Here is a 14,121-nt window from a genome sequence, read left to right as displayed (position 1 = left end):
TGATAATATTTAATATTATGATTAAAAAATATTGCAAGATAACTAAAGGTTTATTTTTAACATCAGTAGCATTACCAATTATACTTACTGCAAGTTGTAAAGAAGAAATTAAACAAACTATTAACAAAGAACCAGAAGAAGAAAAAAAACCAGAAGAAAAGATAACTAAAATAACTGAGCAACCAAAATCAACTGAACCCATTAACAATCCAGAAGAACCGGCTAAGTCAGAAACAGAAAAACCATCAGAAACCCCTAAAGTACCAAATAATCATGATGCAAAAATACAAGAACCATCAATAGAGGATAAAAAAGAACCAGAAAAACCTGCAGATTCAACTTCAGAACCAATATCAGAACCAAAACCATCGGAACCCAAAAAAACAGAAACAAGTATTGATAATAAAAATCAACAAAGATTTGAAACCCAAATTAGAAATTATCACCAAAATCTAGAAACTGTAATTTCTAAGAGAAATGATATTAAAAAAGAAGCAACTTATAAATATGAAGCAATTGTAGATGATTTAGATAAACTTGAGGAAAAACTTAAGTATTTTAATTTAAACTTTGATAATTTACAAGAAATAGAAAGTTTAAATTCATATACAATAGATGAATTTAAACGTATTGATGAATTAATCAACAATTTAAAAAATACTAGTGATTCTAAACCTACATATGCAGTTGGAAACTTTGATAAAAATGCACAGAAAGTAGATAAAGACGCTGCAGATTTAGATCCACTACAAAATTATCCAGAGTTAGATGCAATTAATAGAAGTTTAAAATCAAATAATACAACTATTAATGCTGCAAATGCTTTTATTAATAATCAAGCAATTCAATTTGCAAAATTTGCTGGTAGTGTTTCAGTACCAGGTGTTACAGAAAATGGCTATACAGACCAAAAAAAGGAGTTAGTTAGACAGTTTGTTAACAGTCATATTATTAAAAACTCTAATATGACTTTAAAAGAAAAAATGAGAGCAATCTTTGATTGAATAACAAGTAATGTTAAATATGCAACAGGTTCTTCACATCCCGCTATTGAACCTCATGAAGTTATGACAAGATTAGTCGCTGTATGTGGTGGTTATAGTACTTTATACAAAGCTATGCTAGATATTATTGGAATAAAAAATGTTATGGTTGCAGGTTGATCTGCAGCAGGTGCTCATCAGTGGAATATAGTTGAAGATCCTGAGACACATGAATGATTCCACTCTGATGCTACTTGAGGTTCAGTTAATAATAAATATTACAATTTATCTTCAGAAGCAATTTCTCCAGATCATAGAGTTGATACCATAATTGATTTATCTACAAATCACGAAGGTATTCAATATAGATATTGACACGGATTATCTGTTTTTAATTCAACAAACCCTAATACAATAGTTCCAGATACTGTTTCAAATATTAAAGTAGAATCTATTTTTAATGATTTATTCAATAATGACAAAGTAAAGACATTATCAATAGGTAGATATGTTAATCGTATAGGCTATAGGGGTGGAAGTCACAACTTAGTTTCATTTGAAGTTAATTCAGAAAATCCTAATTTTTCTGCAAGAGATGGAATTTTATATAGAAATAATTTCATTGAAATTCTTTCTACTCCTGGTCAAAACCCAAGAACCGAAATAGTTATTCCTAAAGAAACTAGTGATTTAAGAGATGGTAAAGAAATATTTAATACACCCAATTTAACAAATATAGTTGTTGAATCTGGAAACTACTCTTTTGCTTCATACAAAGGAATCTTATACAATAATGATTTTACACAAATAATCTCAGTTCCTGCCGGTTTAAGAGAATATTTTGTTAAAGGAACAGTTAATTTACAAGGTCAAGAGTTTTCATTTAAAGATAGAGTTAATAAAATAGTTTTAGAAGAAGGAATTACAAGCATTCCTGAAAGCACATTTAATCAATTAAATAATCTAAGAGAAGTACATTTACCGAATTCAATAACTTCTATTAGTCCATATGCTTTTAATCAAATCAATCATGTTACCTTAATAACTAAGGAATTTAATCAAGTTATTTCAGATTTTGCTAAACAAAAAGGTTTTACTTATAGAATAGACAAATAAACTAAAAATAACAGAACTTCAAATTCTGTTATTTTTTTAGTCTAAAAATTGTTCTAAATATCTAGCTAAACCAGATTCATCACAAGTAAATTCAGTAAAATCATCTGCTATATCTTTGAGATCTTGATGTGAATTAGCCATAGCAACTAAAGTACCTATTTTTCCTTTGGTACTTGCATCATTATTAGAATCACCTATATGCATTGCCTCCATAGGGTCAATTCCTCATAATTTACATAATCTAACTTCTTCATCACCTTTGGAAACTCCAACATTTGTTATTTCTAAAATATTATTACTTCCACTAAGAGAAACATTTAATTTACCTTCAAATTTTTTAGATCACTCATGGTATAGTTTCATTATTTTATTTTTAGATAAACATCAAACTAACGCTTTTAATGGTTCAAAATTTTTATTATATTCAGAATAGTTTTTTGCTGTTTTTTTACCAAAACTCATAAATAATTTATATATTTTATTTTTTGTATAAGCATTATCACGAGGATTTGAATCATACACAACAAAGCATTTATGTTTTTTTATTTCTTCAAATAACTCATTTGCTATTTCTTTTGGAATAGAATTAGAGTGAGCAACTTCTCCATTAATAACAGTTTTAGCACCGTTTCAAGCAATATATGTAGATGAACCAAAGCTATTAACTATTGCTTGTGTTTTTGGATTAACCCCACGACCAGTTGAAACTATAACGGGAATACTTTTTTGTAATTTATTAATAACATTTTTAGTATATTCTGTTGCTTCTTTTTGTCAAAATTTTTCTCCTGGTCCATCTAATGTTGTTCCATCTAAGTCAATAAAAATTATTTTAGGTTTTTTTATTTCTTTTATTTCTTCTTTTTTCATAAATAAATTATATATATAAATACGTAAAATAAATTTTTTCTTATAAATATAATAGCAAATAATTTTTTTTATTTTATTTCATATTTTAAAAAAATAGTAAAATAAAAAGGAAGAGAAATTCTAATCAATATATATATATATATATATATATATATATATATTCAACTACTTTTTAGGAGGTGATTATTAATTTATTCAAAAAACGCAAAATAAGAATGTTAACAATAGTTCTTGGATCTACTGTTGTGATTGCTTCTATTAGCGGAACACTTTTACAAAAAACTCTGGGAGAAATAAATTCTAAGAATTTTGTTATCGATGATTCTTTAAAAGCAGAATTAATCAATAAAGACAACTTGGATTTAAATAAAGCCAGAGAATTCAATACAGATATTGGTTTAAAAGAAATCCCTAAACCAAAACCCATTTTGGTAGATGAACCCAAACCAGAACCCAAACCAGAACCACCTATTATTATTTTAGAACCAGAACCAGTTCCTCAACCAGAACCAGTTCCTCAACCAGAACCAGAACCAGTTCCTCAACCAGATCCAATCCCTGAACCTCAACCTATTCAACCACCTAAACAAAGTGGTAATGAATTAACTATATTAATAAGAGGTGTTCGTGTTAAGGCAAGTATTACTAAGGGTAGACCAAGAACAGTTTTTGATTATGATGTTGCTAATAATATTGCTAATAATGAACCATACACAGCTGAATTAACTGGTAAATTAAATAGTATAGAAGTAACAGATGAATTAAGAAGAAAAGTAGTTATTGATACTGCTCAAGAATTTGTATTCAAAAGAAGTAACCCAAATGATACATTTGGTTTAGCTACTTCTGTCTTACAACATTATAATAATGATTTAAACCAATTAGAAGCTTTTTTAAGACAGCAACCTGATAATTGAACTAATTATGTTTATAAATTTTCACGTTTAATAAATTCTGATAATGTAGTTAATTTCTTAAAAGAAGAAGCAAAACCAATGTATCCAGAAATTAAAAATCACCCTAATAAAACTTATAGAGAATATTGATTAATTAATAATTTAGATTTTTCGTTATTTACTAAATTATCATCTGCAGCAGAGAATTTCTTGAAAAAAGGTGAAACTCTTGATCCAAGAAATGCATATATAACAGAAAATGGAGAATGGGAATCGCATTCATATTCACCGCCAGATGAATTTAATACTGTTACAACACTTAGAATAAGAGATAATCAACACAAACGTGCTTTTGGTTATGATACATGATATGGTAGATCACCTTCTAATATTAAAGAAGGTAGATATGATGGTTGAACTAAAACTAATGTTAAAAATCAAGAGAAGTTCAATAAATTTAATATCCAAGACATAAGAGGGATTCAAATTTTTGAGTTAACAAGGGATACCAAAATTCCAAATGATTTTAATAGAGGTTATGTTGTTGAGTTAGATTCAGCAGACCCAAAAGCATACCAAAGAACCAAAACTTTAATAGAAGATTTTAAAAAAGAAGGAATTGAAATTAGTTCTTATAGAATTTTCAATATGGGTAAAACGTCTTCAAATCAAAAATTTTTAGAGATATTATCTGTTTTACCTAATGAATTAAGACAATTAGAACTATTTTTTGATGCATCTGCAGCTAATACATCTGCACTCATTGCCCTTGAAAATAAAAAAATTAAAGAACTTTCATTATACACAGAAGGAAATTCACTCTTAGAATATTGAAGTTTAAATCCTCTAGCTTTAAGAAACACCAATTGAGTTAATACAATTGATTATAATGTAAGTAAGGAAAATCCAGCTAATACAAATATACCAACACGTATAACCTTTAATGCATTAGCATTTGAAGAATCTGATTATTTAAAAGGTGAAGAAGATCCATACAAAAGAATTAATGATGGTTTGAGATTGGCATATTTTTCTCGTAATAATGAAGGAATTTTCCAGGGTAATCATGGTCCAGGTTTAAGTCCAGACCATAATGAGGGTGATAATAGTTATCCAACTGCATTAGATTTATCGAGAGCACCATCACTAAGGTCCCTTAAAGGTTTAAAATTTTTTGATATGTTTAAACCTTCTAATAAACCAAGAAAATTAAAAACTTTATGGCTTTACAATAATTCTGAAAACTTTGATATTGATGTCTCGGAATTAAATTCAGCGGGTTTTGAAAATATGGCAATAGGTGAACCAGGTCCACCTAGAACCAAAATTGAATTTTCAAACAAGGAATCTACTAGATATCTTTATATTAAAGGTGTAGGAACTTTATTTGGTTCTGGTTTAACCAACTTAACTTTATTAATGGATTTATCTCAATCACTTGATAAAACAACAATTAAAGTAGATCCTGGAGCAACAGAATTAAAACAACAATTAAGAAGTCAAGGTTATACTGTTGTTGATTATTCAGAAGATGATTTTGTAATTACATAGAAAGGAAAGTATGAAGAAATTTAAACTTATCACTTTATGAGCAAGTAGTGTTCCTATTACTTCATTAATGGTTTTATCTGCTGCTTGTGATAATTCTCAAGGACCTGGGCCAAAACCAAATTCTAATGAAAATGATCCAGTAGCTTTAGAAAATAAAAAAAATGAAGCAAGAGAATTAATAAGAAAATTAAAAAATAATAGTGGTGCTTTATCTGCTGATATTACTACTGCTAGTTCTATACAAGAAATAGAGCAAGTTATAAACAGGTTAAAAGGTGCAATTGAAGATCAAAGAAAAGAAGAAATCAAAAATTCTACTCCTGAGCAATTAAAAGAAATAGCAAAAAAAGAATTATCTTTTTTAAGAGATAAAAAAGATTATTTAGCAAGAATAGAAAGTGAAGTTGATAAAGAAAAATTATCTCAATTAATTGAGTTAATAAAAAATGATTTAAATAATCAACAGAAATTAACCGGTGAAGAAGCAGAAGTTAACAATCAAGAATTTCAAAACATAGTTAATAATGCTAGAGAATCAGTTGAATTTGATTTAGTACAAATAGGATTTGGTTTTTCTAAACCAAAATCAGAAACCTTACCTTCAGAAGTTGTAGAAGATAGTGCGAATTGAGAAGTTAGAGTTAATTCAGATTATGCTTCAAAAATAAAAGCACAATTATCAAATATAAGGTTAGAAAACAATGATAAAAATCTTGCCAATTCAAAAGGTGAAGTAGAAATATTTGTTAGATTTAGCAATCCAAACACTGATATAAATGAAATAATCAAATCATTTAAAGTTACAGGATTTAAATCAGGTAGTGACGGAATAATTACTATATCACCAGAACCACCAAGAAATGAATTAGTTGAATACTTAAAGAAAAATCATTTAGATCGTTATAAGTATGATAACAATAAGTTTGTGGAAGTTGTTTCTAGAAGAGATGGTGGAAATTGAAAATCATTAAGAAATGGACAATTGAAAAATACCACAGATGTCAAAGTAACAGAATTTAATACAAAAGCTCAAGAAGTAGGAGTTAGTTCATATTCAGATTCGGTTTTCAAAGGTTTTGGAGTTCCTGCTTATAAAACAGATGGTACATTAGATGGATTAGTTATTTCTCAAACTGATCCTGGTAATTTAGCATCATGAGTTGATGCATTCGGTAAAAAAGACCCGCATCGTGCAACAGGATTGGGAAGAAAATTACCTAATAAAACCTATGTTGATATAGCTAAACAATCATATTCAATAGCTTTTAGTTCATATTTAGCTTCAAGTGTTGAAAGTGAACGTAATGAAGTAATGAGATTGTTAACTAATAAAGAAGATTTAAAAGAGTTAATTAAGAAAATTAATAATACTGAAAGAAGAGATTTCTTTTTAAAACGCTTAACAGATAATCCAGATGCAAATTGAAGAGAAAAAGTTAAATTAGAAGTATTCGATGAATTAAAAATTGAAAATAATAATAATGAAGATGCAGCAGCAAGAATTTATACTGATTATATAAATACATATAGAAATCAAATGAAAAAAGATGTTGATGCATCATCATTACCACAAGATGTCAAGGATAGAGTAAAAGCAAAAATAGATAAAGAACCTAATTTAGATCAACTTGCTTTATTTGGTAATCAACAAAGTGATGTTAGAGGAACTATGTGATTGATGGATTATGAAATAAAAGATGGAGAAGATTATCCTACCAAATTTTATTTCGGGACAAATCTTCACGTAGCAGATGGTATGATTCCTGGTTTATTTAAAGGATATAACATATCAAGAATGAAAAAAGATGTTAATCCAGTTTTGAATAAACTTAAATTTGTTGGTTTAGATGATAATTTTGAAACATTTATTTTAGATAGTTCTACAATTAGGAGAGTTTTTGATGGAAGAGATTATCTAAATAAAAAACCAGCAGATTATTTAGCAACTAAACAAAAAGAATTATATAAAGATGCAGAGGAATTCATTGATTTTGCTATCTTAGAAATAGATTTTTCTAAAGCAGATTTAAGTTCATATAAAAATGCACATCCAAATGCAACTGCAAGTGATTATGCAAAACACATAACTAATGATTATAAAAATTTATCAGATGATAAAAAAGTTAAGTTCTTAAAAGAATCATATTTAAAAAATTATGCCAAAATAGATTTTCCTTTAGCATTAAATAAAACACAGAGTCAAACATATGATTGAAGTAAATTGGATCAATTATTTATTTTAGGTTATCCATTAGCAAATTCCGGTAAATGAAGAGATTATTATCTTGAAATGCATATTGATGATAATCTAGATAGAGTTGCAAAATATTACAACACTATTTGAATTAATGCAGATCAAGATTTTTATAAATTACAATTAGGTGAAGATGAACCAGAAAAATCAGAAAAAGATAAATTAAATAGAGGTAATTTCTTATCATATAACATTGGTTATAGAACTTTTATAGATAAACCAGGTATTACAGATGCATTCTTATCTGCACCTGTTATTGGTTCAAAAAGTAATCCATTAGATAACTTATACATATCTACTCAAGATAATAAACATTATATTAATTTTGGTTTAGAATACACACCTAGATGATATGCTCCAGGAGGAGGTGCTTCTGGTTCTAGTGTAAGAAATCAAAGAAATGAATTAGTCGGTGTATATCATGCATCAAATATTAGTGCCAGAACAGGTTTAGCTGCTGCTTTTAGATCAGAAGGATATGATTATAAAGGATTATATGGAACTTATAATTTACCTCAATATGACTTAATTTATGGTGGTGGAAAAGACCAAAAAAATTCATATAGAGATGCAATGTTAAAATTATCTAAAGAAACAAATGGTGGTGGTATAACAAAAACATGATTATTTAAAAATGGTTTTGAAAAAACAAATATACCTAGTGAATATAATTTTACAGAAAACATATTAACATATGAAACAACTAAAAAAACAAATGAAAGTTAGGAGATAAATGAATTCTATTACATTAGAAAATAGAAGGTTTTATATTGATTATAGAAATCAATTAAGTTCTAAATCATATAATACCTTAAGTTCTATTTACAAATGATTATTAATCGGATTTTTAGCAATTGGTTCATTGATGTTATTTTTATTTATGGATAAGTCATTGTTCCATGCAAAAATTTTAAGATCTGAAGTAGCTAAATACCCACTAGAATTTTTATTTAATTTTGAAAATACACAGTTTAGACAAATGAATGCAACGATTATTTTAAGGTTTAGTCCTTTAATATTTGTCTTTCTGTATTCAATATTTAAAAATTATAAAAACATAAATACTCAAAAAGAACAAATTAATAAATATGCAAGCTTTTATGTTTTATATTTTGCTTTAGCATTAATTTCATTATTTTTATTATTCTTTTATATTGATTATTCATCTCAATCTACAAGAACCATTGATATAAAAAAATTAACACCAGAACAACTTAATCAATTAGATTCAAGTAAAATAGATCCAAACACAGGAATTTTTACTGATACTATTACCACCTCTGTTCCTTATGGAGCAAAAGATGTGATGTATTTATTCTTAATTTTAATTCCTTTATTTTTAGTTAATTTATCATTTGAAATTTATAATCATATTTATAAAAGAAAATCTGAACCAGTTCTATATTCTTCATATTCTTCTTTAATTATTCAACTAGTATCACAATTTATTTTATTGACATTTATTTTAATTAATATCTTCTTATGAAGAAATGGAAATGCAGAATTTAATAAATACCCTAATACTTATTTATTCGATGAAAACAAATATTTTGAAGGATTAGAAAATATTTTTAATCAAAAATCTACTTCAAATCTGTTTATAGTTATAGCGATCTTTTTATTTATTGGTATTTCGTTATTTGGTGCTAATATTAAAAAAGTTTATAGAGTTTCTGAGAAAAATTTATTACAATCTAATTCAAAGGATAAATATGTATTAAACATAACTTTATTTGTATTCTTATTGTTGGCTTTCTTTAAAGTTATGACCATTAAAATTAGAACAAATGTAATTGGAGAAAGTGAAATTTATAATTATTTTTATTTATTATTTATTTTTAGTGCAATTATAGTAGGAATTATTTATTTTATTGTTGTTCACTTTAACAAAAGAGTAAATAAAAATTCCACAGTATTTGCTATATATATGACTTTAACTCAATTAATATTATGAACTTTATTGGTTATCTCAGTTTTTGTTATTGAAAGTTCAAATCAATATGTTTATAATATTTTTGTAGTTGGTATAGTTTCAATATTAATTTATATTCATTTCATAGTTTCAAATAAAGGGATTAATAAATGAATTTCAGGATTCTTAAGATTATCTATTTCATTACAAACATTATTAATGTTTACATTTGCATTAAATCAAGTACTAGTTGCTCAAAATAACTTTGTTTTAGTTTCTGTACCAACACCAATATCTATTATTAAAATTATTACAATTATAAACTTTGCATTATTATTAGGTTTCTTTATGTGTTCTATTGTTTATATATTTATTACATTACAAAAAATTGAATCGCTTAGTAATTATGTAAAAAAAGGAGTAAAGTAAAATGAGTAATCAAAAGAAAGAACTAACAACAGAAACTCAAGAATTATTTGATTTGTATGCTGATTATAAAAAAATACAAAAAGATTCTAAATTTATTTCTTATAAAAAGTTGTTGGCTTCTATTTTGTTAAGAATTAATTCAAGTTTTAATTCAACTGAATTTCAAAATCTATCTGAACAAATTGAATATGCTATAGCAAACAAGTATGATATTTTATTTGATGAATTTACAGTTAATTTCAATTTAGTTCCTAAGTATAGTACAAATGTACTTGTACCAACATTAAGTTCAGCTGAATCAAGTTCAAACGAAGGTTTTTTATTAACAAGTTCTACAACATCTGATTTTCAGGTAATAGTTGAACAATTAAATAAAGAAATATGAAAATTATTAGGTGAATCATATTTTGTTGAATTTTTACCTAAAATGATTTTATTTGTATCTTCTCAAACCGGTTCTTTAAAATTATTCTTTGATAAATCATTGACCGCTAAAATCTAATGCATTTAAAAGATATAATTCAAAAGAAAAATAACCTAGAAAACATTAGGGTTAAAGTCAATAATGACAAAAATATTCTTTTGATAACAATTATGAAACTAACTAAAAAATTATCTTTTTACCTTGATAATTCATTACTTAATATTCAATTAATTAATGCATTAAAAAATAAATATAGTATTAAAAATAATTTTGTTAGTTCACAAAATAGTAAATTAATAAACAATTTTCAAAAAATTCTAATCAAAGACAAAGAACTTTATATATATTTGACTGAAGAACAAAAATACGGTACTGATTCATATACACGTTATGAAACAACAATATTAGAGAATATAAAAAACAAAAATGCTGATTTTATTTTAATTGGAGAAAGAGCCATTCAATTTGGTGCAAAAAATAAATTAAGTGTAGTTAAAGAATTCAAGAACAGTTCTCATAAAGGTTTAGCAAAAATTCTTACTCAATTAACTAAAATCTTATTTTTAGATAGTACATATAAAAAAGTACACTTTGTAATCAATTCGAATAAAAACTATAAAAAACCATTTACCTTATTACCTTTAGATAATTTTGATGTTGATAAATTATTAAATATTAAGCATACTAATAGTTTAGATTCTGTTATTAAAACATATAAAATCTATCCTAATATTGAAGGTTTTATAGAAAATCAAATTCATATTTTTTTAGAAAATGCAATAAATGCTTTAATAGTAGAATCATCGTTTTATAATGCTAAAAACGCTTTAGTTTCAACAAATCAAAAAAGCAAACAGTTAGATGAAGAAATCATTAAAGTATCTAAAAAAATAAATCGTGTAAAACAAGAAAAACAAATAGAAGAAATTGTTTTACTAACAAAGAAAAAGAAAACAATTTTTGAGGAAGGTAAATAATGTCTAAAAAAATTATTATGTCTTTCTTAGATAATAAAGTTTTAAAATTAAAAAATTATGAATTATATTTAAATCATAATGAAGAATTAGATTGAATTAAAATTACAGATAAATCTATCAGTGCATTTTCTAGAATGTTAATTAAGTTGCATAATAAAGAAAAAGATAACACTTTTTATTTATTCTTAAAAAATTTAAATATAGTTGATACCGGACAAGAAATTCTGGTTAAATCATTTTCTGATATTCATTTTTATAAACATTCAAAACATAAACAAAACTATAAACAAGAAATTAAAGAATTAAAAAAAGAAATTTCTAAATTACAAACTGCATTATATTTAGGTTTATCTATTGATGATATTATTGAATTAGAAGAATATACTGATTTATTATATGAATATGAATTAAAACAACTATTAAATATTAAAGAAAGGGAGAATTATGAATAAAAAAAATAAATGAATAAAAAACCTTTCTTTATTAGGAGTATTATCTTCTCCTATAATAGCCTTATCAATGGAACCTGGAACAACTAATACACAACCAAATACAAATAAACCACCAGCTCCGCCTGTTTTATCTAATGATTTTCCTAAATTTAAAGATCAAGCACAAGAAGCAACGGCAACAAATTTAGCTCAAGCATTAAAAACAGCTATTTCATATTTGGAAAATGAACTAAATAAAGTTGTTTCTGAAAAAGATCAGGTAAATGAAAAAGATGAAAATGGAGAACCTGCCCCATATGATTACAAGAAAAAAATTAGTAGATTAACTTATTTAAACCAATTAATTTCATTTGTTAAGGAAAACGAAGCAGATATTAATAAAAATCCATTAAAATATGGAATTAATGCAATTTTCCCAAGAGTTATTTCCGAAGAAACTAAGTTGAATTATGGTGAAGTAACATTTAATGGTGAAAATTTCCAAAATGTTAAGTTAGGATTAAAAGATCCAACTGATTATGTTAAAGCTGTAGAGGGTAATGGAAACATAAGAAAAACTTCATCACAACCAGAAGTTAATGCAATTACACCAAATAAATTAAAAGAAGCGTTAGCTAAATATGGAGAAAAACTACGTTCTGATTTAGGTTCTGTATTCTACAATCCAGAAGATTTAACATTAATTGAAGAAGACTTTAATGTTATATTCGAAAAAATAAATGATAAATATGTTTATACAATTTCAAATCCTAAAGATTTTAGTTCTTGAAATGAATATTTTATAAGCAAAATAAAACCAAGATATACTGCATTTGATTTAAGTGCTAATCAAGAAATAGAAATTCAAGAAGAAAGTGAAGAACAACCAAATCCAGATGATCCTGAAAAACCACCAAAACCACCTTTAACAAACCCAGATGAAACTAAACCAACTGAACCAGTTGATCCAGAAGAACAAATTTTATCACTACCAATCTTAAGTCCGATACCAACATATAATTATTTAAATAAAAATATTACGGATTTAAAAAATGTATTTGATTCTTCAAACAATGAAGGCAAAGAGAAAATATTTTTCTTTGATAATCCTATTAATACCAGATATGTTTATTCTGTTCAAAGTTTGGAAGTTAAAAATAATCAATTAATAGCTGTAGTAAAAATTCAAGATTCTAACCAAGATGACTTGCATAGAAGTTATTCAGTTGTAGTCAAAGAATATGCAGGTACTGATAAATCAATTAAATTTCAATATTTATATGAAGTTCAAGTTAAAAGCTTAAAAAATCACTTTATTAAACTTTATAAAGCAGTTGGTTTGGATGAAAAAATTAATTATAAAGATTTAAGATACCAAGAACTAATCAATCCGTTATTTGCAATGGTAGCAAAAGGTGTGGATTTTTCAAATGAAGAAAAAACATATATTGAAACACAAAAGAATATCCTAAACATATATGCTGATTCACAAGATATTGGTAGATTAAAAGAAGGTAATAGCAATGTAGAAAGTTCTATTAACACTTTTTTAGCTTATGTAACAAGTAATTTAAAATCTTCTAGAATTAATAATTATGGTTATTATGCTAATTTAGCTAATGGTTATGAAAGTATGTTAGATAGAGTTAAAGAAAGTATAGAAAACAAAGATTCAAAAATTAAGGCAACATTAGAAAAGAATTTAGAATCATTAAACTTTAAAACAAGTATAGTAAATTCATTTTACAATAAATTAGAAATTGATGTTTTCAAACTTAAACAGTTAGCACAACCATCACAAGCAACATTTAATGTTTTAAACTGATATGAAAATTATATTAGTCAACTAACAACTGTATCAAATAATATGAAAACACTTTATGAATTATTTAATTCTAAAGATTTAACTGAAGAAATAAATAAAACAAAAGATAGTACTACTTCTGAAACACCAAAAAGTCAAACAGAACCTAATTCAGATGAAAATACAGAAACAAAACAACTATCTGAACTAGATATATTTAAAAATGCTTATGCAAAAATGGAAAAAGAAGTAACAGATGAAGTTAATACTAATAATAATACCTTAAAAACTTTTGGATATGTATTATTAGCATTAGGTTCAATAGGAACAATTATAAACGCATTAGCTGCATTAATTAACTTAAAAAATAAATCAAGAAAAGTTAAAGGATTATACTTAATTATGGGTATAGCATTAGCAATGGTAATTATTATTGCTGCAGTATTTTTAGGCGTAGGAATGAAAGGAATTTAA

Annotated in this window: 9 protein-coding genes; 8 read left to right on the top strand and 1 reads right to left on the bottom strand. The window is 25.6% G+C overall.

The features are described 5' to 3' along the window. The first annotated feature begins 17 nt into the window (after window positions 1-17). Entirely contained in the window at window positions 18-2,099 is a 2,082-nt protein-coding gene (locus tag RRG59_RS03550) for a transglutaminase domain-containing protein (protein WP_322902172.1), read from the top strand. A 36-nt stretch (window positions 2,100-2,135) separates the two neighbouring features. Here the strand turns inward: RRG59_RS03550 and RRG59_RS03545 are convergent, their stop codons facing one another. Further along, complete coding sequence (locus RRG59_RS03545; protein WP_322900367.1) at window positions 2,136-2,969, bottom strand: HAD family hydrolase; 834 nt, start codon at window positions 2,967-2,969, stop codon at window positions 2,136-2,138. Between the two features lie 179 nt (window positions 2,970-3,148). On the opposite strand from RRG59_RS03545, the gene RRG59_RS03540 reads away from it, so the two are divergent. From RRG59_RS03540 to RRG59_RS03510, 7 genes are read left to right on the top strand one after another with little or no spacing between them, the layout of a single operon-like run. Continuing rightward, a complete protein-coding gene (locus RRG59_RS03540; protein WP_322902171.1) occupies window positions 3,149-5,416 on the top strand; it encodes a putative immunoglobulin-blocking virulence protein in 2,268 nt (755 codons plus the stop codon). 10 nt (window positions 5,417-5,426) lie between these two features. Further along, the gene (mip, locus tag RRG59_RS03535; protein ID WP_322902169.1) at window positions 5,427-8,396 is read left to right on the top strand and encodes an Ig-specific serine endopeptidase MIP; all 2,970 of its coding nucleotides are present in this window, start codon (window positions 5,427-5,429) and stop codon (window positions 8,394-8,396) included. 7 nt (window positions 8,397-8,403) lie between these two features. Further along, window positions 8,404-10,011, top strand: a complete 1,608-nt coding sequence (locus RRG59_RS03530; RefSeq protein ID WP_322902168.1) for an MSC_0624 family F1-like ATPase-associated membrane protein — start codon at window positions 8,404-8,406, stop codon at window positions 10,009-10,011. 1 nt (window position 10,012) lies between these two features. After that, window positions 10,013-10,513 (top strand): MSC_0623 family F1-like ATPase-associated protein, encoded by a 501-nt coding sequence (locus RRG59_RS03525; RefSeq protein WP_036429953.1) that lies wholly within the window; start codon window positions 10,013-10,015, stop codon window positions 10,511-10,513. After that, window positions 10,513-11,412: an MSC_0622 family F1-like ATPase gamma subunit gene (locus RRG59_RS03520; protein WP_036429950.1), complete on the top strand. Its 900-nt coding sequence runs from the start codon at window positions 10,513-10,515 to the stop codon at window positions 11,410-11,412. The genes RRG59_RS03525 and RRG59_RS03520 overlap by 1 nt, the downstream gene beginning before the upstream one ends. After that, the gene (locus RRG59_RS03515) at window positions 11,412-11,864 is read left to right on the top strand and encodes an MSC_0621 family F1-like ATPase epsilon subunit (protein ID WP_051619505.1); all 453 of its coding nucleotides are present in this window, start codon (window positions 11,412-11,414) and stop codon (window positions 11,862-11,864) included. The genes RRG59_RS03520 and RRG59_RS03515 overlap by 1 nt, the downstream gene beginning before the upstream one ends. Further along, a complete protein-coding gene (locus RRG59_RS03510; RefSeq protein WP_322902166.1) occupies window positions 11,857-14,121 on the top strand; it encodes an MSC_0620 family F1-like ATPase-associated subunit in 2,265 nt (754 codons plus the stop codon). The genes RRG59_RS03515 and RRG59_RS03510 overlap by 8 nt, the downstream gene beginning before the upstream one ends.

This window comes from Mycoplasmopsis felis, from assembly GCF_034647055.2.
Taxonomy (GTDB): Bacteria; Bacillota_I; Bacilli_A; order Mycoplasmatales; family Metamycoplasmataceae; genus Mycoplasmopsis; species Mycoplasmopsis felis.
The sequence above is the reverse complement of the archived record's forward strand: the minus strand, read 5'-3'. Positions and strand labels throughout refer to the sequence as shown.